This is a genomic window from Amycolatopsis sp. YIM 10, from assembly GCF_009429145.1.
GTDB lineage: Bacteria > Actinomycetota > Actinomycetes > Mycobacteriales > Pseudonocardiaceae > Amycolatopsis.
In genome coordinates this window covers 982587-1004396 of record NZ_CP045480.1, presented here as the reverse complement: position 1 = coordinate 1004396, position 21810 = coordinate 982587, and the positions used below count along the sequence as shown (strand labels likewise).

21 protein-coding genes are annotated in these 21810 nt (G+C 69.7%); 9 read left to right on the top strand and 12 right to left on the bottom strand.

Going from position 1 to position 21810, the window contains the following annotated elements; translation table 11 throughout:
- Positions 1–26 precede the first annotated feature (26 nt).
- Entirely contained in the window at positions 27–275 is a 249-nt protein-coding gene (locus tag YIM_RS05025) for a hypothetical protein (protein WP_153029210.1), read from the top strand.
- Positions 276–283: 8 nt separating this feature from the next.
- Here the strand turns inward: YIM_RS05025 and YIM_RS05020 are convergent, their stop codons facing one another.
- From YIM_RS05020 to YIM_RS04995, 6 genes are all read right to left on the bottom strand, one after another.
- Entirely contained in the window at positions 284–1441 is a 1158-nt protein-coding gene (locus tag YIM_RS05020) for a cystathionine gamma-synthase (RefSeq protein ID WP_153029209.1), read from the bottom strand.
- Positions 1442–1543: 102 nt separating this feature from the next.
- The gene (locus YIM_RS05015) at positions 1544–2221 is read right to left on the bottom strand and encodes a hypothetical protein (RefSeq protein WP_153029208.1); all 678 of its coding nucleotides are present in this window, start codon (positions 2219–2221) and stop codon (positions 1544–1546) included.
- Positions 2222–2235: 14 nt separating this feature from the next.
- Positions 2236–2709, bottom strand: a complete 474-nt coding sequence (locus YIM_RS05010; protein WP_153029207.1) for a hypothetical protein — start codon at positions 2707–2709, stop codon at positions 2236–2238.
- On the bottom strand, positions 2710–3291 hold the full coding sequence (locus YIM_RS05005; protein WP_153029206.1) for a hypothetical protein: 582 nt from the start codon (positions 3289–3291) through the stop codon (positions 2710–2712). It lies immediately after the preceding gene.
- A gap of 127 nt (positions 3292–3418) precedes the next feature.
- Positions 3419–4777: a hypothetical protein gene (locus tag YIM_RS05000; protein ID WP_153029205.1), complete on the bottom strand. Its 1359-nt coding sequence runs from the start codon at positions 4775–4777 to the stop codon at positions 3419–3421.
- Positions 4778–4896: 119 nt separating this feature from the next.
- Positions 4897–6267: a cystathionine beta-synthase gene (locus YIM_RS04995; RefSeq protein ID WP_153029204.1), complete on the bottom strand. Its 1371-nt coding sequence runs from the start codon at positions 6265–6267 to the stop codon at positions 4897–4899.
- Positions 6268–6411: 144 nt separating this feature from the next.
- Between YIM_RS04995 and YIM_RS04990 the strand changes: the two genes are divergently transcribed.
- On the top strand, positions 6412–7632 hold the full coding sequence (locus tag YIM_RS04990; RefSeq protein WP_153029203.1) for an acetyl-CoA C-acetyltransferase: 1221 nt from the start codon (positions 6412–6414) through the stop codon (positions 7630–7632).
- Positions 7633–7675: 43 nt separating this feature from the next.
- On the opposite strand, the gene YIM_RS04985 is transcribed toward YIM_RS04990, so the two are convergent.
- Both YIM_RS04985 and YIM_RS04980 read right to left on the bottom strand, forming a co-directional pair.
- The gene (locus YIM_RS04985; protein WP_153029202.1) at positions 7676–8935 is read right to left on the bottom strand and encodes a YeeE/YedE family protein; all 1260 of its coding nucleotides are present in this window, start codon (positions 8933–8935) and stop codon (positions 7676–7678) included.
- 148 nt (positions 8936–9083) lie between these two features.
- The gene (locus YIM_RS04980) at positions 9084–9905 is read right to left on the bottom strand and encodes a Bax inhibitor-1/YccA family protein (protein ID WP_153029201.1); all 822 of its coding nucleotides are present in this window, start codon (positions 9903–9905) and stop codon (positions 9084–9086) included.
- Between the two features lie 203 nt (positions 9906–10108).
- Between YIM_RS04980 and YIM_RS04975 the strand changes: the two genes are divergently transcribed.
- Entirely contained in the window at positions 10109–12103 is a 1995-nt protein-coding gene (locus YIM_RS04975) for an SDR family oxidoreductase (RefSeq protein WP_153029200.1), read from the top strand.
- A gap of 48 nt (positions 12104–12151) precedes the next feature.
- Positions 12152–13207: a cell division protein DivIVA gene (locus YIM_RS04970; protein ID WP_153029199.1), complete on the top strand. Its 1056-nt coding sequence runs from the start codon at positions 12152–12154 to the stop codon at positions 13205–13207.
- Here YIM_RS04970 and YIM_RS04965 read toward each other — a convergent pair.
- Positions 13170–14255 (bottom strand): alkene reductase, encoded by a 1086-nt coding sequence (locus tag YIM_RS04965; protein WP_153029198.1) that lies wholly within the window; start codon positions 14253–14255, stop codon positions 13170–13172. The two genes, YIM_RS04970 and YIM_RS04965, sit on opposite strands and share 38 nt — an antisense overlap.
- Positions 14256–14307: 52 nt before the next feature.
- Here YIM_RS04965 and YIM_RS04960 point away from each other — a divergent pair, with 52 nt between their 5' ends.
- Positions 14308–14721 carry a MerR family transcriptional regulator gene (locus YIM_RS04960; protein WP_153029197.1) on the top strand — a complete coding sequence of 138 codons (414 nt, stop codon included), beginning with the start codon at positions 14308–14310 and terminating at the stop codon, positions 14719–14721.
- Between the two features lie 14 nt (positions 14722–14735).
- The gene (gene soxR, locus YIM_RS04955) at positions 14736–15170 is read left to right on the top strand and encodes a redox-sensitive transcriptional activator SoxR (RefSeq protein ID WP_153029196.1); all 435 of its coding nucleotides are present in this window, start codon (positions 14736–14738) and stop codon (positions 15168–15170) included.
- Here soxR and YIM_RS04950 read toward each other — a convergent pair.
- On the bottom strand, positions 15167–15823 hold the full coding sequence (locus YIM_RS04950) for a GntR family transcriptional regulator (protein WP_153029195.1): 657 nt from the start codon (positions 15821–15823) through the stop codon (positions 15167–15169). The genes soxR and YIM_RS04950 overlap by 4 nt on opposite strands.
- Positions 15824–15971: 148 nt before the next feature.
- Here YIM_RS04950 and YIM_RS04945 point away from each other — a divergent pair, with 148 nt between their 5' ends.
- Positions 15972–17399, top strand: a complete 1428-nt coding sequence (locus YIM_RS04945; RefSeq protein ID WP_153029194.1) for an NCS1 family nucleobase:cation symporter-1 — start codon at positions 15972–15974, stop codon at positions 17397–17399.
- Between the two features lies 1 nt (position 17400).
- Positions 17401–18111, top strand: coding sequence for an aspartate/glutamate racemase family protein (locus tag YIM_RS04940; RefSeq protein WP_153029193.1), 711 nt, complete (start codon positions 17401–17403; stop codon positions 18109–18111).
- Here YIM_RS04940 and YIM_RS04935 read toward each other — a convergent pair.
- A complete protein-coding gene (locus YIM_RS04935) occupies positions 18108–19418 on the bottom strand; it encodes a deoxyguanosinetriphosphate triphosphohydrolase family protein (protein ID WP_153029192.1) in 1311 nt (436 codons plus the stop codon). The two genes, YIM_RS04940 and YIM_RS04935, sit on opposite strands and share 4 nt — an antisense overlap.
- 136 nt (positions 19419–19554) lie before the next feature.
- Between YIM_RS04935 and YIM_RS04930 the strand changes: the two genes are divergently transcribed.
- The gene (locus YIM_RS04930) at positions 19555–20319 is read left to right on the top strand and encodes a hypothetical protein (protein ID WP_228004565.1); all 765 of its coding nucleotides are present in this window, start codon (positions 19555–19557) and stop codon (positions 20317–20319) included.
- Position 20320: 1 nt separating this feature from the next.
- Here YIM_RS04930 and YIM_RS04925 read toward each other — a convergent pair whose 3' ends face one another.
- On the bottom strand, positions 20321–21742 hold the full coding sequence (locus YIM_RS04925) for an MFS transporter (RefSeq protein ID WP_228004564.1): 1422 nt from the start codon (positions 21740–21742) through the stop codon (positions 20321–20323).
- Positions 21743–21810 lie beyond the last annotated feature (68 nt).

Here is a 21810-nt window from a genome sequence, read left to right as displayed (position 1 = left end):
ACCGGTTTTCCACAGGGAGTGAAAGCATGTCACGGGTGTCCACCGCGGGCCGGTCGGTCGGCGTGCTGCCCCTGATCGCCGGCGTCGCCTCGGCCATCGCGCTCACCGGCGCGGCCTTCTACACCGTGGACGCCGCGAGCTGCGGGGAATCCGGCCAGTACATCCGCCACGACGACCACCTCGAACTGGTCGGTGGCTGCGTGGACGGCAGCTCGCTGCCCCACTCTCCGGAGAAAGCGGGCAACGAGGCCGTCCCGCAGAACTACCGCCCCTAGGGACTTCCCTAGCCCAGCGCCTTCAGCAGGTCGTCGAGCAGATCACGGCTGTCTTCGATGCCGACGGACAGGCGCAGCAGTTCGGCGGGGACCTGCAGCGTCGAGCCCGCCACGCTGGCGTGGGTCATCCGACCGGGGTGCTCGATCAGCGACTCGATGCCACCGAGTGACTCGGCGAGGATGAACAGTTCGGTCCGCGCGGCCGTGTCCAGCGCGGCCTGCTCGCCGTCGGCGTGGGTGAACGAGATCATGCCGCCGAACCGGCGCATCTGCTTGGCCGCGATCTCGTGCCCGGGGTGCTCGGGCAGCCCCGGGTAGTAAACCTTGGCCACCTTCGGGTGCGCGAGAAGCGCGTTCGCGATCAGCTCGGCGTTGTCGCAGTGCCGTTCCATCCGCACCGCGAGCGTCTTCAGCCCGCGAAGCGTCAGGAAGGCGTCGAACGGGCCGGGCACCGCGCCGGACGTGTTCCGCATGAAAAAGAGCTGCTCCCGCAGCTCGTCCTCGTTGGTGATGACCGCGCCGCCGACCACATCCGAGTGGCCACCCAGGTACTTCGTCGTCGAGTGCAGCACCACGTCGGCACCGAGGGAGAGCGGGTTCTGCAGGTACGGGGTGGCGAAGGTGTTGTCCACCACCAGCCGCGCACCCGCCGAGTGCGCCAGGCCGGACAGCGCGGCGATGTCGGCGATGCCGAGCAGCGGGTTGGTCGGCGACTCGCACCAGATCAGCTTGGTCTCGGGGCGGATCGCGGCACGCACCTCGTCCAGGTTCGACAGGTGGGCCACCGAGTACTCCACGCCCCAGTGCGCCAGCACCTTGTCGATCAGCCGGAACGTGCCGCCGTAGGCGTCGTCCCCGAGCACCAGGTGGTCGCCGGGGCGGAGCAGGGTGCGCAGCACGGCGTCGGTGGCGGCCATGCCGGACGCGAAGGCGAGGCCGTGACGGCCGCCTTCCAGCGAGGCCAGCGCCTGCTCGAGCGCGGTGCGCGTGGGGTTGGCGGTACGCGAGTACTCGTAGTCGCCCTCGCGGGTACCGCCCACGCCGTCCTGGGCGTAGGTCGAGGTCTGGTAGATCGGCACGATCACCGCGCCGGTTCGCGGATCGGGTTCCTGACCCGCGTGGATCGCGCGCGTTTCGAACCCGAACCTGAAGACGTCGTCAACCATGATCTCAGGGTACGACCATCCGGCGGTTGTCCCGCCAGGTGGGAGGGCGTCAACGAGGGTGGACGCGGCAGCACCCGGCGTGGATACTGCCGCGCCCCGGTCTCACCAGCCCTGCGGGGACTGCGGGTAACCCGGCGCGCCCATCGGCTGCTGCGGCGCCTTGCCCTGGGCCAGGTAGCGGGCGGTCGGCGGCACGGCGGCGAGCACCAGCGTGGCGATCGCGGGCAGCGACACGATGATCACCAGGCCCGCGCTGGTACCGACCAGCGCGCCGCTGCCACCGAACTCGGCGGCGATCATCGAGGTGTTCACGATGGACAGCACGGCGGACACCAGCACCAGCGCGCAGCCGGCGATCACCAGCCACCGGCCGGCCGGCTTCTTCATGAACATCAGGATGCCGCCGACGAGCAGCAGCAGCGCCTCGATCCCGACCAGGCCGATGCCGATGAAGCTCATCGCCGGAAGGCTGCTGCTGTACTCGCTGAGCACGATGATGCTGGCGACGGTGGAGAACATGGCCCACAGCGCGCCGAGCACGGCGAGCACCCCGGCGGTGATCGCGGTACCACCGCTGGGCTTCGGCGCCGGCATCGCGCCGCCGGGATAGGCGGGCGGCGCCTGCGGGTACGGCTGCGCCGGGTAACCGCCGGAGTTCGGGCCCGGCGCGGGGAAGCCCCCGGAGCCGGGGCCCTGCCCCGGATAGCCGCCCGGGTTCTGCGCGGGGTAGCCCCCGGAGTTGGGGTTCTGCGGGTACTGCGGTTGGTTCGGCTGCGTCACTTGGTACTCCCCATTCACCGGCCGGGTGGCTCCATCGGTCGGTCAGCGTAGCTGGCCCGGATGGCGGAATCAGAAGAATCGCCGCCCTCGTTGACCCAGCGGTCAGTGGCGGGCATCAGTACCAGGCTCAACGTGACCACCGCGGGCACGATGGTGAGGATCAGCACTACGCCCGCCATCGCGAAACTGGCCCCGGCGGCGCTGTCGGTCAGCCCGGCCAGCCCGCCGAGGATCACCAGCAGGTAGCTCAGCAGGGCCGCGCACACCCCGGCGATGACCATCAGCCTGCCGTAGGGACGGCGTCGCAGCAGCTTGGTCCCGCCCGGCAGCAGCAGCGCGGACACCGCCAGGTTGAACCCGATGCCGACCACCACCTGGAACCAGCCCGCCTCGGTGGTGACCAGCGAGGCGGCCGCCGCGACCAGGCCGAACAGGTGCCAGAGCCCGCCGAGCAGCGCCAGTACCCCGGCGGCGACCGCGGTCCTCATTCACCAGCCCTGTTGCGGCGGGTATCCCTGCGGGGGCCCGTAGATCGGCTGTGCCTGCGGTTTGTAACCCAGGTACCGGAACGTGGTCGGCAGCACGGCGAGGATCAGCGTGAGCGGCGCCAGCACCATGATCATGAACCGCAGAACGGCCTCGCTCTGGCCGAAGTCGAACACCGCCTCGAAGTAACGGCCGTAGTTGCTGTTCCAGAGCGCCGAGAACACCGGCTCGAGAAAGACCGCCACCACCCCCAGCAGCCCGCCGATGAGCAGCAGGATCGCGCCGGCGGTGGCGCGGAAGAAGGTGATCAGCGAGCCGATCAGGGCAAAAACCGCGCAGCCGGTGAGCAGGCCGTAGAAGGTCAGCACGCCGCCGGGCAGGTCGTCGATGCCGATGGCCGCCGGGAGGTCGATGAACAGCTCGGCGACGGTGAGGTAGCCGGTGGTTCCGGCGAGGACCAGCCCGAGCACCGCCGCGATGATCGCGGTGGCCCCGTTCGGGCGGCGCTGCGCCGGCGCGGGATAGCCGTGCTGCCCGGGGTGACCAGGGCCCGGCTGTTGCTGGTAGCCGTAGGGATTCGTCACGGGGTTCTCCCAGGTGCGTCGCAAGTCTCAGGCAGTCACCCTAGCGGGCCGGACGCGAAAAAAGGGTGCCCTCGGCCGAACGGCCGAGGGCACCCCTCGAGACTGCGTTACCCAGTCGGTTACCTGGTCACCACTGCTGCGGGGGCTGCTGCTGCCCCGGCGGCGGCGGGAAACCACCGGGCGGCGGGGGCTGCTGCCCCGGCTGCCCGAACGCGGGCGGCTGACCCTGCTGCGGGAACCCGCCGCTGGGCGGACCCTGCGGCTGGCCGAAGCCACCGCTCGGCGGGCCCTGGGGCGGCTGGCCGAAGCCACCGCTGGGCGGGCCCTGCGGCTGCTGGCCGAACCCACCACTCGGCGGACCCTGGGGCGGGAAGCCACCGGGACCGCCGGGCGGCTGGCCGAAACCACCGCCAGGAGGCGGGCCGAAGCCGCCACCGGGAGGCGGGCCGAACCCGCCGGGGCCACCGGGACCACCCGGGCCGCCGAAGCCGCCACCCTGCTGGCCGCCGAACGCCGACCCGCTGTCGATGCCGATCCACGGCTGGGTCTGCGGGAAGAAGCCGAGCACACCGGCACCGGCGGTGAGCAGACCGACGAACAGGTTGAAGATCAGCCCACCGGCGAAGGCGTACATCGCCGCCACCACGATGGTGAACAGGATCAGCAGACCACCGGCACCGAGCAACACGTACTGCGCGATCTTCTTGCGCATGAAGACCAGTGCGCCACCGGCGATCGCGCCACCGAGGCCGAGCAGCAGGACCACCCACAGGACGATCACCAGGCCGTCGGCGTACTCGGCCGCGCTGATCATGCTGATCAGGTTGACGATCAGCGACAGACCGGCCAGACCGGCGATCGCGCCGGCGATGATCATCGAGATCATCTTGTTGTTGTCACTGCCCCCACCGGGGGGCGGGCCGTAACCGGGCTGGCCGAAGCCGCCGGGCTGCTGGCCGGGCGGCGGGCCGAAACCACCGGGACCGCCGGGAGGCGGGCCGAAACCACCAGGTCCGCCGGGGCCGCCCTGCGGCGGCTGGCCGAAGCCACCCGGGCCACCGGGCTGCTGCTGGCCCTGCGAGGGGTCGAACCCACCGGGTCCGCCGAACCCACCGCCGGGCTGGCCGAAGGCGGCGTTCGGGTTGTCCGCCGCGCTGGGCGGCGGGGCGTACGGGATCGCGGGCGGCGGCTGCGAGCCGGGGGGCACCAGCTGGGTGGAGTCCGCGCCGGGCTCACCGCCACCCTGCACCGGGTTCACCACCTGGGTGGCACCGGCGTCGCCGGGCTTGGCCGGCTGGACAACCTGCGTCGGCTCGGGGGTGTCGCCGAACTGGCCACCGCCGGCCGGTGGCTGGCCGGGCTGCACGACCTGGGTCGGCTCGGCCTGGCCGAACGGGTTTTCCTGTTGCGGGTTGGGACCACTCGGCGGGCCTTGAGACGGCTGCCCGCCGCCCCAAGGCTGGTCCGGTGGCTGCGGAGCACTCATGTGGGTCTTGAACCCCCTTGACGAGGACCTGGGCTATTCAACTCAACTCGGGCACACGCTATCTGATGGCGGGGTGGAGTGCGCGTAACGCCCCAGCCCCGCCACACGATGGAATTCTTCTACCTACCGGCGAGGAAGGCGAGCAGGTCCTGCCTGGTCACGACCCCGGCCGGCTTGCCGTCGACGAGCACCAGCGCGCCGTCGGCGGCGGTCAGCGCGGTCATCGCCGAGCCGACCGGCTCGCCCGCGCCCATCGTGGGCAGCGGCGGGGACATGTGCGTCTCCAGCCGGTCCGCCAGGCCCGCCTTGCCGGTGAACAACGCGTCGAGCAGGTCGCGCTCGTTGACCGCGCCGACCACCTCGGCCGCCATCACCGGCGGTTCCGCGCTGACCACCGGCATCTGGCTGACGCCGAACTCCCGCAGGATGGCCACCGCCTCGCCGACCGTCTCGTTGGGGTGGCTGTGCACCAGGTCGGGCAGCGAACCGTCCTTGCGCCGCAGCACGTCGCCGACGGTGGCACCGGTCGAGTCCGGGGGCAGGAAGCCGTACGAGGCCATCCACGAGTCGTTGAACACCTTGGTCAGGTAGCCGCGGCCGCTGTCGGGCAGCAGCACCACGATCACGTCGTCCTCGGTGCCGCGCTCGGCCAGCTCCAGCGCCGCGGCCACGGCCATTCCGCACGAGCCGCCGACCAGCAGGCCCTCTTCACGGGCCAGACGGCGGGTGACGTGGAACGAGTCGGCGTCGGAGACCGGGATGATCTCGTCCGCGACCGACCGGTCGTAGGTTTCCGGCCAGAAGTCCTCGCCGACGCCCTCGACCAGGTACGGCCGCCCCGAGCCGCCCGAGTAGACCGAGCCCTCCGGGTCCGCGCCGACGATCTTGACCTTGCCGTCGCTGACCTCCTTGAGGTAGCGGCCGGTGCCGGAGATGGTGCCGCCGGTGCCGACACCGGCGACGAAGTGGGTGATCCGGCCGTCGGTCTGCCGCCACAGCTCCGGGCCGGTCGAGTGGTAGTGGCTGGCCGGGTTCTCCGGGTTCGCGTACTGGTTCGGCTTCCAGGCGTTCTCGATCTCGGTGACCAGGCGGTCCGAGACGTTGTAGTAGGACTCGGGGTGCTCCGGCGCGACGGCGGTCGGGCAGACCACCACCTCGGCGCCGTAGGCCTTGAGCACGTTGCGCTTGTCCTCGCTGACCTTGTCCGGGCAGACGAACACGCACTTGTAGCCCTTGCGCTGGGCGACCATGGCCAGCCCGACGCCGGTGTTGCCCGAGGTCGGCTCGACGATCGTGCCGCCGGGCTTCAGCTCACCGGAGCGCTCGGCCGCCTCCACCATGCGCAGCGCGATGCGGTCCTTGACGCTCCCACCGGGGTTGACGTACTCGACCTTGGCCAGCACCAGCGGCTTGACCCCCTCGGCCAGCGCGTTCAGCTTCACCAGTGGCGTGTTGCCCACCAGATCGACGATGTGTTCGGCGTACTCCACACCCGGCTCCCTGTTCAGCGGAAAGACGCGCCCGGTCGGGGCGCGCCTCCAGCCTAACCGCCGTCCGGGGCTTGCCCCGCGGCGCCGAGCGTGGAGGATGGGAGGTGAGCGCCCGCTTAGTAGAAACCTCGAAGGAGCCCCACGATGCCCGAAGCCGTGATCGTGTCCACCGCGCGTTCCCCGATCGGGCGTGCGAACAAGGGCTCACTGGTGAGCCTGCGCCCGGACGACCTGGCCGTGCAGATGGTGCGCGCCGCGCTGGACAAGGTGCCGCAGCTCGACCCCACGCAGATCGACGACCTGATGCTCGGCTGCGGCCTGCCCGGCGGCGAGTCCGGGTTCAACATGGGCCGCGCGGTGGCCGTCGAGCTGGGTTACGACCACCTGCCCGGCTGCACCGTCACCCGCTACTGCTCGTCCAGCCTGCAGACCACCCGGATGGCACTGCACGCCATCAAGGCCGGGGAAGGCGACGTGTTCATCTCCGCCGGCGTGGAGACCGTCTCGCGGTTCTCCAAGGGCAGCTCCGACTCCTGGCCGGACACGCACAACCCGATCTTCGCCGAGGCCGAGGCCCGCACCAAGGCGACCGCCGAGCAGGGCGCCGACAGCTGGACCGACCCGCGCGAGAACGGGCAGCTGCCCGACGTCTACATCGCCATGGGCCAGACCGCGGAGAACCTGGCGCGGCTGAAGAACGTCTCCCGCGAGGAGATGGACGAGTTCGGCGTCCGGTCGCAGAACCTGGCCGAGAAGGCGATCGCCGACGGCTTCTGGGCCAAGGACATCACCCCGGTGACCCTGCCCGACGGCACGGTCGTCGCGAAGGACGACGGGCCGCGCGCCGGGGTCACGCTGGAGGGCGTGTCCGGGCTCAAGCCGGTGTTCCGCCCGGACGGCCGGATCACCGCGGGCAACTGCTGCCCGCTCAACGACGGCGCCGCGGCACTGGTGATCATGTCCGACACCAAGGCCAAGGAACTGGGCATCACCCCGCTCGCGCGCGTGGTGTCCACCGGGGTTTCCGGTCTGTCGCCCGAGATCATGGGCTACGGACCGGTCGAGGCGTCCAAGCAGGCGCTGTCGCGGGCCGGACTGTCCATCGGGGACATCGACCTGGTCGAGATCAACGAGGCGTTCGCCGCCCAGGTCATCCCGTCCTACAAGGACCTCGGCATCGACATCGAGAAGCTGAACGTCAACGGTGGCGCGATCGCGGTCGGGCACCCGTTCGGCATGACCGGGGCCCGGATCAGCTCGACCCTGATCAACTCCCTGCAGCACCACGACAAGCAGTTCGGCCTGGAAACCATGTGCGTCGGCGGCGGGCAGGGCATGGCCATGGTGCTGGAGCGCCTTTCCTGATCCCTTGACGGGTGCGCGGGCCCGCCCGCGCACCCGGCTCCGGTCAGCAGATGCTGTCGGACGGCTTCGGGTTGCCGAGGCCGAACAGCGGGCGCAGCTTGAGCCCGATCCAGGTGCCGCCGAGCGCGAACAGGCCCCAGAGCCAGCCGTGCAGGCTGCCCACCGAGATGCCGCCGAGATAGGCGCCGATGTTGCAGCCGCCGGCGAGCCGCGCGCCGATGCCCATCAGGATGCCGCCGAGCACCGCGGCCAGCGCGGTGCGCCACGGGATCTGGCTGTGGATCTTCCACGCCCCCGCCGCGGCCGCGGCGATCGCGGCGCCGATCATGATGCCCACGTTGGTCAGCGTGGTCTTGTCCGTCCAAACAGGACTCGCAAGTGCCTTGGCGTTGCCGGTGCTCTGCCAGAACTCCCACGCCTCCGGGTGCAGGCCGAACAGCTGCAGCACCTTCGCGCCCCACAGGGCGAAGGCGAAGGTGACGCCCCAGATCCCGCCGGACACCAGGAAAACCGCACCGGCGAGCACGCCGAGCACCACCGCGCCGACCAGGATCGGCCACGAACCACGCAGGATCCTGGCGAAGCCGCGCGCGGTCGGCACCACGTCCACCGGCGGCGGGTTCCGACGCGCCTGCACCAGCTTCGTCACGTAGACGATGGCGACCAGCACGGCGATGGTGATCAGCCACGAGCCGAACCAGCCCACGTGGTCGGCCAGCAGCACGCCCGGCAGCGACGGCCAGCCGTCGAAGAGCGGGAACGCCCAGGTGTAGAGCACCGAACCGGCGATGAACCCACCGAGCGTCAGCACGATCGCCGACTGGCCGGAGCCGACCGCGAAGAGCGTGCCGGAGGCGCAGGCGCCGCCCAGCTGCATGCCGATCGCGAACAGCACCGCCCCGGCGAACAAGGCGAGCCCGATCGGGCCGCCGGTGGCCTTCGGCACCGAGCCGAACAGCCCGGAGCCGGTGGACACGATCAACGCGATCAGCGTGGCCGCGGTGCCCAGCAGCAGGGTGTGCGCCCGCAGGCCCTGGCCGTTGCCGACGGCGATCAGCTGGCGCCAGGCCGAGGTGAAGCCGAAGCGGGAGTGGAACAACGCCAGCCCGAGGCCGAGGCCCAGCGCCAGCAGCACCCCGTTCTTGGCGCCGTAGGAAGCCCAGACGTACCAGGTCAGCGCGACCGCGAGCAGCCCGGCGACGGCCAGCGGGACCACGCGCACCGGTTCCTCCGGACGGGGTCGCGGCGCCTCGCAGGAGGTCGGGAAAGCGGGGAGGAACTTGGACTCGGTCGCGGCCACCATGACTCCAGGCGATCTTCGGAGCGGAACGCCCCGAAGGTAGGTGGCGAGCCCGCCACCTGGCATCCCGTCCCACAGAGTGCGACGGGCACGCACAAAAAGGGCGGCACCCGGGACTGCCCGGGTGCCGCCCTTTCCGAAGAGAAAACCGCTAGTCGCTCTGCAAGTACGAGAGCAGGCGCAGGATCTCCAGGTACAGCCAGACCAGCGTGGTCATCAGGCCGAACGCGGCGAACCAGGCCCACTTCGACGGCATGCCCTCGCGGATCATCCGGTCGGCCTGGTCGAAGTCCAGCAGGAAGCTGAACGCCGCGATGCCGATCACCACGAGGCTGAAGATGATCGCGATCGGGCCGCCGTCACGCAGCGGGTTGAAGCCGAAGAAGCTGGTCACCAGGTTGACCAGCATCAGGATCGCGGCGCCGACCACGGCGCCGATGATCCACTTGGTCAGCTTGGGGGTGACCTTCACCGCGCCGGTCTTGTAGACGATCAGCATGGTGATGAACACACCGGCGGTACCGATGATGGCCTGCAGCGCGATGCCCGGGTAGAGCATCTCGAACAGTCCGGAGATGGCACCGAGGAACACACCCTCGGCGGCCGAGTAGGCCAGCGTCAGCGGCCCGCTCGGCTTCTGCTTGAAGATGATGACCAGCGAGATCACCAGACCGACGAGCATGCCGCCGATCATCGCGCCGAGGATCGGGCCCATCGCGTTGACCGCGGCCTGGGACTGCGCCCAGATCGCGGTGATGATCCCGGTGATGAGCGCGACGCCGAGGCTCATCCCGGTCTTGATGACGACGTCGTCGACGGTCATGGGCCGGTCGGCGGAGCCGGCCGGAGCCTGCGGCGGGCCGTAACCGGGCACGCCACCCTGCGGCTGGCCGAAGCCCATGTTCGGCCCGTACTGGGTTCCGCCGCCGCCCACGGGCAGCCGCCGGAACGCGGGGTTGCTGCTGGAACGCACCTGATCCTCCTGGATCTACTGGCACCTTGCATCGGGTATAACGACCGCGCGTGCCGGCCGGTTCCCGTCGGGTAAAGACAACTTTACTCATACCGGACAGCGCCGGTGCACCACACACACTAGGGACCTTTGATCACGGTTGTACCCGCATGTACCCGCACCGCGGTGGCACAATGCACGTCCGGCCGAATTCTGGAGGAAAAATGGCGACCTTCCTGGTGACCGGGGCGACCGGGCTGATCGGCCGCCATTTCACCCGGCTCCTGCTCACCCGCGAGGAGGTCGACTCGGTCACCCTGGTCGTGCGCGAGGTGTCCCGGGCGAGGCTGTCCGCGCTCGTCGACGGCTGGCCGCACCCCGAGCGGGTGAAACTGGTCACCGGTGACCTCACCGAGCCACTGCTCGGCCTGGACGAAGCCGCCCGCGACGAGCTGCGCGGGCGGGTCGACCACGTGATGCACCTGGCCGCGCTCTACGACCTCACCGCCGACGACGAGGAGAGCGTCCGCGCCAACGTCGAAGGCACCGCGCAGGTGCTCGCGCTGGCCACCGACCTGCGCGCCGGCCGCCTGCACCACGTCTCGTCGGTGGCCGTGGCCGGCGACTACGACGGGGTGTTCACCGAGGAGATGTTCGACGCCGGGCAGCGCCTGCCCACCCCGTACCACCGCACCAAGTTCGAGGCCGAGCGCCTGGTCCGCGAGCAGCACCAGGTGCCGTACCGGATCTACCGGCCGGCCGCGGTGGTCGGCCACTCGCGCACCGGCGAGATGGACAAGATCGACGGCCCGTACTACGTCTTCCCCGCCATCGCGCGGCTCACCTCGCTGCCCAGCCTGCCGCTGGTCGGCCCGGACATCGGCGACACCAACCTGGTCCCGGTCGACTACGTGGCCGACGCGCTGGTCGAGCTGAGCCTCAAGCCCGGCCTGGACGGCCAGGTCTTCCACCTCGTCAACCCGGAACCGCAGCCGGTCACCGACGTCTACAACGCCTTCGCCCGTGCCGCGGGAGCGCCGACGATCACCACCGAACTCGACGAGCGCCTCTCGCGCGGGGTGCTCAAGATGATCCGGTTCAGCGAGAACATCCCCGGTGTGTCGATCGCGCGGGACGCGGTGCTCGAACGCCTCGGCATCCCGCCGGTGCTGCTGGACACGATGACCTTCCCGTCGGTGTTCTCCTCGGCGAGCACCCGCAAGGCGCTGGCCGGTTCCGGGGTGGAGGTGCCGCGGCTGGAGGACTACGCGCCCGCGCTGTGGCGCTACTGGCGTGAACACCTCGACCCGTTCCGCGCGCGCAAGCACGGCCCGCGCGGCGAGCTGGACGGCCGCCGCGTGGTGATCACCGGCGCGTCGTCGGGCATCGGCCGGGCGACCGCGCTGAAGGTCGCCGAGCAGGGCGGGGTGCCGCTGCTGGTGGCGCGGCGGCAGCACGAGCTGGAGGAGGTCCGCGACGAGATCATCACCGCGGGCGGGCACGCCTCGGTGTACCCGGCGGACCTGACCGACGAGGAGTCGGTGCGCAAGGCGGTCGACGCCATGCTCGCCGAGCACGGCCGGATCGACATGCTGGTCAACAACGCCGGCCGCTCGATCCGCCGCTCGATCAAGCTGTCCTACGACCGCATGCACGACTACGAGCGCGCGATGGCGATCAACTACTTCGGCGCGGTCCGGCTCATCCTCGCCGTGCTGCCGCACATGTCGGAGCGCAAGTTCGGGCACATCGTGAACGTGTCCTCGATCGGGGTGCAGGGCATCGCGCCGCGGTTCTCCGCCTACGCCGCGTCGAAGGCCGCGCTCGACTACTTCTCGCGCATCGCCGCCACCGAAACCCACGGCGACGGCATCACCTTCACCACCATCCACATGCCACTGGTGCGCACGCCGATGATCCGGCCGACCAAGATCTACGACGCGTTCCCGACAAAATCACCCGATCAGGCGGCGGACATGGTGCTCAAGGCGCTCAAGGAGCGGCCGAAGCACATCGGCACGCCGATCGGCCAGGCCATCGGGCTGGCCTACACGCTCACGCCCGGCCTCACCGATGCGGTGGCGTACCAGGGTTTCCGCATCTTCCCGGACTCCGCCGCGGCGGGCGGCGAGGGCGGGCTCAAGATCGGCCGTGGCGAACGTCACCTCTCCAGGGCGGCCACCGCACTGGCGAAATTGACCAAGGGATTCCATTGGTAGGGCAGGTCGAACGCGGGCGCGATCCCGGGCGCGGGTAACGTCGAGGCCATGGCTGGAAGTGCTGGACGGTCCTCCGAACGCGAACCCGGATTCCTCCCCCTCCGTCGTGAATACGGACAGGCGTGGCACGGGTTCGATCGCAGCCAGGTGCTGCAGTACCTGGATCACGTCGAGGCTCAGGTGCGCCGGATCATGGCCGATCGCGATTCGGCCATGGCGCAGGCCAGCACGCTGTCCAGGGAACTGGAGAACGCCCGGCGGGAGATCAGCAACCTGCACGCGCGGGTCGAGGAGCTGAAGAAGCCACCGGAGCGGCTCGAGGACCTCGACGAGCGGATGCAGCGCACGGTCAAGCTCGCCCAGATGCGCGCCGAGGAGATCACCCAGCGCGCGAAGGTGGCCGCCGAAAGCCACTGGACGGCGACCACCGAGGCCGCGGACAAGCTGCGCGAGCGCTACACGAAGCTGCTGGCCGAGGTGGACAAGCAGGCCGACGCCATCCAGCGCGAGCAGCGCGCCGCGCTGGACGCCACCCGCGCCGAGGTGCAGCGCCTGACCGTGGACGCCACCCGCCACCGCGAGCGGCTCGACATCGAGGCCGAGCGCAAGCGGCGCTCGCTGGAGATGGAGTTCGACGCCAAGCACGCCGCCGACCACGCGGCGCTGGAGAAGCACGTCGCCGACCAGCGCACGGCGAGCAAGCAGCAGGCCGAGCGACGGCTGTCCGAGGCGACCGCGGAGGCCAAGCGCCGGGTCGACGAGGCCACCGCCGAGGCGAAGCGCCTGATCGACGAGGCCACCCGCGACGCGGAGCGCCGGACGAACGACGCGACCACCAAGGTGAACAAGCTCTCCGAGCTGCAGCAGCAGGCGCTCGCCCGGCTGCGTGCCGCCGACGAGGTGCTCAGCCGCAACGCCGATGCCCTCGACCCGATCGAGGACGAGGCGGACGAGTCGATCACCGCTCCCGCCGACGCGGCCAAGGACACCCCTCCCGCTTCCGAGACCGCCGACAAGGCGAAGAAGGAAGAGGAGAAGCCGTCGTCGAACGGGAACGGCAACGGCGTCAAGCCGGAACCGGAGAAGGCAAGCGCGTCGTCGTGACGGCCGGGAAGTCGACGTAGCCGTCCAGCGCGGAGCCGTAGTGCTGGTGCTTGTCGACCTCCACCAGTGGCGCGCCGGTGGCGAACCGGGCCGGTAGGTCCGGATTGCCGATGAACAGCCTGCCGAAGGTGGCCACGTCCACCAGCCCGGCCTCGACCAGCCGTTCCGCGTCCTCCCTGGTGGACGGCGGGCCCAGGTGCAGGTTGCCGAGCAGCGGCCCGTGCCAGCGCGGCCGCACCACCGGGAACACCGCCTCGTCGGTGGCCACCACGTGCAGGTAGGCCAGGCCGAGCCGGTTGAACTCGTCCAGCAGGTCCCCGTACACGGTCGGCCAGTCCGCCTCGACCAGGTCGTTCTCCGGATTGCCCGGGGAGATCCGGTAGCCGACCCGGTCGGCGCCGATCGCGGCGACCACGGCCTCGGTGACCTCCAGCGGGAACCGGATGCGCTCGCCGTAGCGGTCGGTGCGGAGATTGGTGTTGTCGGCGAGGAACTCGTGCAGCAGGTAGCCGTTCGCACCGTGGAGTTCGACGCCGTCGAAACCGGCGTCGATCGCGTTGCGCGCGGCGGTGACGAACTCCTCGACGATCCGCGCCAGGTCCTCGGTGGTCAGCGCCCGCGGTGTGGTCGTCTCGGTCCAGCCGTCCTTGACGTAGACCCGGCCCTCGGCCCGCACCGCCGAGGGCGCCACGGTCTGCTCACCGATCAGGGACGGGTGGCTCACCCGCCCGGCGTGCCACAGCTGGGCGAAGACTCGCCCGCCCGCCGCGTGCACCGCGGTGGTCACCTCACGCCAGCGATCGACCTGCTCGGCGGTCGCGATCCCGGGCACGCCGGGGGTGCTCTTGCCGGTCAGGGACGGCCAGATCCCCTCGGTCACGATCAGCCCGGCGGAGGCGCGCTGGGCGTAGTACAGGCTGGTCAGCGGGTGCGGGACGCCGGTGGTGTCGTCGGCGCGGCCGCGGGTCATCGGGGCCATCGCGACGCGGTTCGGCAGGGCGAGCGCGCCGTTCCGGTAGGGGCGCAACAAAGGGCTTTCGGTCTGCATGCGGCGAAGCTAAACCCTCACATTGGCGTGAGGGTCAAGCTAATCTCTCCCCATGAGGATCGGTGACCTGTCCCGGCGCACCGGGGTCAGTGTGCGGGCCCTGCGCTACTACGAGGAAGAGCAGCTGCTCAAGCCCGGCCGCGACGCCAACGGGTACCGCTGCTTCCAGGAGAGCGACGTCGCCAAGGTGGTGCAGATCCAGCTGTTCTACTCGGCGGGGCTGTGCAGCAGCAAGATCGCGCAGCTGCTGCCGTGCGTGGACGGCACGGCGGAGTACATCGTGCCCGGACCGGGGCTGGCGAAGGACCTCGAAGTGGCCAAGCAGCGGATCCGCGGGCAGATCTCCGAGCTGGAGACCTCGCTCGGCATCCTCGAACGTGTGCTGGCCGCGTCGAACGGCTCGGCCGACCGCTGCGTGCCGGTCACCAGGGGACCTCGCGGTGCGGTCGATCTGAACATTAGTTGAGCTACGCTGGCCGTATGGCCGTTGCCCAGGAACTGACCATCGGCGAGATGGTCGAGCGGTGCGGCGTGCCCGCGTCGGCGCTGCGCTTCTACGAACGCGAGGGGCTCATCCGGAGCAGGCGCACCAGCGGGAACCAGCGGCGCTACGGCAGGCACATGCTGCGGCGCGTGGCGTTCGTCCGCGCTTCGCAGAGCGTCGGCATCCCGCTGGCGGTGATCCGCGAGGTGCTCGACTTCCTGCCCGCGGATTCCCCGCCCACCAAGGAGTTCTGGGAGCGGGCGTCGGAGTGCTGGCGCAGGGAGCTGAACAGCCGCATCGAGAAGATGGAGCGGATGCGCGACCGGTTCACCGAGTGCATCGGCTGCGGCTGCCTGTCGTTCGAGCAGTGCCAGCTGATGAACCCGGAGGACAAGCTGGCCGCACTCGGCCCCGGCCCGCGACGGCTCTAGTCCTCGGGGAAAAGCTGTTCGAGGGTGACCGCGCGGTTCGTCCGGACGTGCTCCAGCGCGCAGGTCCTGGCCCGCTCCGGATCACCCGACGCGATCGCCTCGTACAGCTCGCGGTGCTCGGCGAACAGATCGGACCAGTGCTCGTTCTGACTGGTCAGCCAGTGCAGCCGGTCGGCGAGCGGCTGCATCACGGTGGAGAGCAGGCTGTTGCCCGCCAGCGTGATGATCTCCTCGTGGAACCGGCTGTTCAGCTCGGCGATGCGGGCGGACTTGTTCGCCGCGGTGGCCCGGCCCGCCTGCTCCAGCAGCCTTTTCAGCTCACGCAACCCGGCCTTGTCCGCGCGCTCGGCGGCCCGCGCGGCGGCCATCGACTCCAGCGCCTCGCGCACGTCGAACAACTCTTCGACGTCCACTTTGGACAGTTGGCGGACGACCACCCGGCGCGGCGACTGCACCACCACGAAGCCGTCCGCCTCCAGGCTGCGGATCGCCTCGCGCACCGGCACCCGCGACACCCCGAGGTCCTCGGCGAGGTCGCGCTCGACCAGCCGGTCCCCCGGCTTCAGCCTGCCGTTGAGGATGCGCTCGCGCAGCTCGTCGCGCACGCGCCGGCGCACCGCGGCCAGCGGCTGCCGCGCCGTGTCGGTGTCCACTCGCTCCCCCGCCCCGGTCAACACGGCCGTAACCAGCCGTTACCGGAGTTTATCGCGGAGCCCATTGACGCCCGGCTTGTCGTGCGTCACATTTGGGATACCAAAGTTTGGGATACCAAACGCCCATCCGGGAAGACCGGGAGGCACTGTGACCGCTGTCGGCACCCCCACGCCGGACCTCCGGCAGGACCCCCGCCTGTACAACGAGGACCTAGCCCCCGCCCGCGAGCGGAAGTGGAAGGTCTACGACATCTTCGCGCTGTGGATGTCGGACGTGCACAACCTCGGCAACTACACCTTCGCCGCCGGGTTGTTCGTGCTCGGCCTGTCGGCCTGGCAGGTGTTCACCGCGCTGCTGTTCGGTTTTGTGATCATCTACGTCGGCATGAACCTGATGGGCCGGATCGGGCAGCGCACCGGCGTGCCGTTCCCGGTGGTGGCCAGGATCAGCTTCGGCACCTTCGGCGCCAACCTGCCCGCGTTGATCCGCGCGGTGATCGCGATCTTCTGGTACGGCATCCAGACCTATCTGGCCTCGGTGGCGATCACCGTGCTGGTGCTGGCGATCGATCCGGCGATGGAGTCGTGGACGCGGGTGGGCTTTCTCGGCCTGCACGCGCTGGGCTGGGCCTGCTTCATCGCGCTGTGGCTGGCGCAGGCGCTGGTGCTGACCCGCGGCATGGAGTCGGTGCGCAAGTTCCAGGACTGGTGCGGGCCGGCCATCTGGGTGGTGATGATCGCGCTGGCGGGGTGGATCCTGTTCGCCGCCGACTGGAACATCTCGCTCACCGACAGCCCGGTCGATCTGTCCACAGGGGAGCAGTTCCGCCAGTGGTTCGGCGCGGTGGGGCTGATCCTGGCCATCTACGGCACGTTGATGCTGAACTTCTGCGACTTCTCGCGGTTCACCCCGGACCAGAAAACGGTGCGGCGCGGGAACTTCTGGGGACTACCGATCAACTCGACGGCGTTCGCCCTGCTCTCGGTGATCGTCACCGCGGGCAGCCTGGAGGTCTTCGGCGAGGCGATCACCGATCCGGCCGAGCTGCTGGCGCGGGTGGACAACACCGCGGTGCTGGTGATCGGCGCGCTGACCTTCGCGATCGCCACCATGGGCGTGAACATCGTGGCGAACTTCGTCTCGCCCGCGTACGACCTGGCGAACATGTGGCCGAAGCGGATCAGCTTCAAGGTGGGCGGCATGATCAGCGCGGTGGCCGCGCTGTGTGTGCTGCCGTGGAAGCTGTACTCGTCGCCGGCCGTGGTGAACTACTTCCTCGGCGGGCTCGGCGCCTTTCTCGGGCCGTTGTTCGGCATCATGATCGTCGACTATTACCTGATCAAGCGCGGCTCGGTGGACGTGGCGAAGCTGTTCGACGGTTCGCCGGAGTCCCCGTACCACTACCGCAAGGGGGTGAACCCGGTGGCGCTGTGGGTTTTTGTGCCGACGGCGGCGTTGAGCGCGGTGATCGCGCTGGTCCCGTTCTTCGCCCCGGCGGCGCCGTATTCGTGGTTCATCGGCACCGCGGCGGCGGCGCTGCTGTACCGGGTGCTGGCCTCGTCTTCGCGGGCGTGACATGCGCATCCTGGTGACGAACTGCAACACGACGGAAAGCATGACGAAGGAGATCGAAGCCGGGGCGCGCGCGGCCGCGAGCCCCGGCACCGAGATCGTGGCGATGACGCCGACGTGGGGTCCGGAGTCGGCGGAAGGCTGGCTGGACAGTTATCTGAGCGCCGCCGCGGTACTGGACCTGCTGCGCGGCATCGACGAGAGTTCGTTCGATGCCGTGGTACTGGCGGGTTTCGGTGAACACGGCCGCGAAGGCGCGCGGGAGCTGTTGAGCATCCCGGTCGTCGACATCACCGAAGCCGCTGCGCACCTGGCCTGCCTGCTGGGCAGGAGGTATGGCGTGGTGACCACTTTGGACAGAACGGCCGGGATGATCGAGGACAGCCTGCACACCGCGGGCGTGCTCCCGAACTGCGTCGGCGTGGCGGGCACCGGCCTCGGCGTCCTCGAACTGGGCGATTCGCAGCGCACCGCCTCGGCCCTGATCACCGCCGCCCGCCGCGTGCGCGACCGTGGCGCGGAGGTGGTGGTGCTCGGGTGCGCCGGGATGACCGGCATGGACCGCCGGATCAGCGCGGAACTCGGCGTCCCGGTGGTCGACGGCGTGGCCGCGGCCGTCCGCCTGGCCGAGACGTGCGCGGCTTTGTCCTTACGCACCAGCCGGATCGGCTCATACGCGCCGCCACTACCCAAGTCCCGCCGGTGGCACCCCTAGAACCAGGCCCCGAACATCGAGGTACGGGCGGCGCCGCTGAGCCGCTCACCCAGATCAACCGCCTGCCCGTCGGTGAGGAGGCAGATGTAATCCACCACCGCCCGCGCCCGCCGCGACGACTCGTTGCCGGAGTAGGTTTTCTCGAGCATCGCGTAGTCCTCGCGCAGGGTCACCGGGATCTTCGGACTGTCCGGTGCCTGGCGCAGGCATTCGCAGAGCTGGTCGAAGAGATCTCCGATGATCTTCTTCTGCCCCTCCTGCGCCATCGCCAGCGGCGGCCGGTCGATCACGTAGAAAAAGGTCAACTCCTTCAACGCCTCGACCAGGTATTGCGCACTCGTGTCGATCTTCACCCGCGGTGACCTACCGACGATCCGCGCGGCGGACACCAGCTCGGTCAGGTTCCGCGAGGTGACCTCGTTCAGCCATGCGCGATTCTTCCTGGTGTCCCAAAGTCGACCGCGCCCCCATCCGTTGAATACGTGCAGCACCTTCTCGAGCGCCTCTTCGAACCGCGCGGGTTTGAAGCCGCGCCCATCATCCAGTCGTTTGACCCCGTGCGCGACGAGTTCATCGGAGTCCCGCCACAAATCGTGGAGCGGAATCAGTCCGGCGCGGAAGTAGTCCTCGATGTCATGGGTCGCATACGTGATGTCGTCCGCCCAGTCCATGATGGTGGCGTTCGCACACCGCAGATGCCGCCGGTCACCTTGCCGGGCGAAGCGGAAGTCCTCGAGTTCGCTGCGGTAGACGCCCCACTTCTCCCCGCGGCCGCGGTCGTTCCAGTGCGGCTTCTTCACCGGTTCGTCCGCCTTGGTGCGCGGGTACTTCAGTATCGCGTCCAGGCTTTCCTTGGTCAGGTTCAGCCCTTCGTGCTTGGTCCGGCGAGTGGCCAACTTGGTCACGATCCGGAACGACTGGGCGTTTCCCTCGAAGCCTTCGATCCCCTCGAACCTTTTCAACCGCTTGTCCAGCACTCCTTCGGCGATGTGCCCGAACGGCGGATGCCCGATGTCGTGGGCGAGCCCGGCCGTTTCCGCCACGTCGGCGTCCACCCCGCACCGCGCCGCTTTCTCCTCCGATTCGTGCTTCAGCGATTGCGCGATCCGGCGGGCCAGCTGACCGACCTTCAAACTGTGCGTCAGCCGGTTGTGCAGCACCCGTTGCTCGCTCACCGCGGCCACCTGCGTCACCCCGGCGAGCCGGCGGAAGGCGGACGAATACAGCACCCGGTCGCGATCTCGTTCGAACTCACCACGGAAATCGTCCCGTGCGTGATCTTTGTGCCGCCGCTTGCCAACCGACATCTTTTCCCCTCCTCCACTCCCAGTGCCATAACGGTCGTTCTATCGGTGGACGTCGTTACTCCGGCCGCACCCTTTACAACTCACCACCCGTCGTGCTTCGCTCGTCTGGGAGCGCTCCCAATGAAGGGATGACCACATGCGGAAGCTCGCTGGGATCCTCACCATCTGCCTGGCGGCGGCCGCCGCGGTGAGCACCGGGCCGGTGAGCGCCGCGCCGGTGCGAGCCGCCGCGTGCGCGGCCACCGTGTGCGAGGACTTCGAGTCGATGACCACGCCCGGCGGGCGCTGGACGGTCGGCGCGCCGAACTGCACCGGCACCGGCACGGTCACCATCGATCCGACGATCGCCCACACCGGCACCAGGTCCGCGAAAGTCAACGGCGGCGGCAACTACTGCAACCACATCTTCCTCGGCACCACGCTCACCGACGTGACCACCGGCAGCGTGCTCTACGGCCGCTTCCACCTCCGCCACAGCACACCGCTCCCCCAGGCGCACGTCACCTTCATGGCCATGCGCGACACCGCCGACAACAACCGCGACCTGCGCGCCGGCGGTCAGAACCAAGTCCTGCAATGGAATCGCGAGTCCGACGACGCGACGCTGCCCGCGCAGAGCCCGGCGGGAGTGGCGCAGAGCGCACCACTCCCGGTGAACACCTGGTCCTGCTTCGAATTCCAGCTCGACCACGGCACCCTGCGCACCTGGCTGAACGGAACCGAGGTCCCCGGCCTGGTCGTCGACGGCACGCCGACCCCGGACATCGACCAGCAGTGGCTCAACCGCGCCTGGAACCCCTCGGTCACCGACCTGCGGCTCGGCTGGGAGGGCTACGGCAACGACGCCGACACGTTCTGGTACGACGACATCGCCCTCGGCACCAGCCGGATCGGCTGCTGACTCACCGCGTCGCCGCCAGCACGGGCACGGGCTCCGGCACGCGGTTGCGCATGCCGGGCGCGATCACCACCGCTGCCAGCACGGCCGCGACCAGCGGCACCACCAGCGCGGCGTGGAACGCGTCGAGCGGCGAGGCATCGTCGAGGAAGGCGACGTTCACCGCGGTGACCACCGAAAGTCCCAGCGCCGCACCGAACTGGAAGGCCGTGTTGAACAACCCGCTGGCCAGTCCCTGCTCCGCCGCCGCGACCTTCTCGGTGGCGGCGATGGTGAACGGGCCGTAGGTCAGCGAGAACGCGACCCCGAGCAGCAGCATCGTCGGGAACATCGCCGCATAGGTCCAGTCCATGCCGACCGGCAGGAACAACGCATATCCCACCGCCGCCAGCACGAGTCCGATGAAGATGGCCCGCACGTTGCCGAACCGCTGGACCAGCCAGGGCGTCGCCAGCGGCGCCAGCACCGCGTCGATCCCGATCGCCAGCATGGCCAAGCCCGTTTCGAGGGTGGACCAGCCGCGCAGTTCCTGCAGGTAGAGCGTGACCAGGAACTGGAAGCCGAAGAACGAACCGGCGAACAGCGCGGCCGAGAGGTTCGTCCGCAGCAGTGGTGCCGAACGGAAGATGCCGAGGCGGACCAGTGGCGCCGCCGAGCGCTTCTCGATCACCACGAACGCCGCCAGCAACGCGAAACCACCGGTGAACGCGGCGACCGTCCAGCCCCAGTCCTTTCCGGGGTGTTCCAGCCGGACGACACCGTAGACCAGCAGCAGCATCGAGCCGGTCACCGCGATCGCGCCCGCGAAATCGGTGCGCTGCCGCTCCAGCCGTTCGGTGTCCTTCTTGATCAGCGGGAACGCGGCGGCCAGCAGGATCGCCGCGATGATCACCGGCGCGAAGAACACCCATCGCCAGCCCAGCGCGGTGAGCAGGCCGCCGACGACCAGGCCGAGCGAGAAGCCGGCCGCCGCCGTCCCGGCGTAGACGAGCAGCGCGCGGTTGCGCTGCGGTCCCTCGGCGAAGCTGGTGGTGATGATGGACAGTCCGGCCGGCGTCATGAAGGCCGCGGCGACGCCGGTGACGAACCGCGCGAGCAGCAGCATCCAGCCCTCGGTGGCGAGCCCGCCGAGACCGGAGAAGAGCAGGAAGACCACCAGCCAGGCGATGAACATCCGGCGACGGCCGAACAGGTCCGCGGCCCGGCCGCCGAGCAGCATGAACCCGGCGTAACCGAGCACGTACGCGCTCACCACACCGCTCAGCATCGCGGTGGACAGGCCGAGATCGGCGCGGATGGACGGGAGCGCGACGTTCAGCATGGCGATGTCGATCCCCTCCAGGAAGATCGACCCGCACAGGACAAAGAGCACGCCCCAGGCGCGTCCGCTCAGCCGCGGTGGCGGCGAAATCTGCGGTGTGGACACGAATCGGCTCCTTCGACCGATCGGACAGCCTGGAGTCGGTTACTCCACAGCCTGCCAGTTCCTTCTTG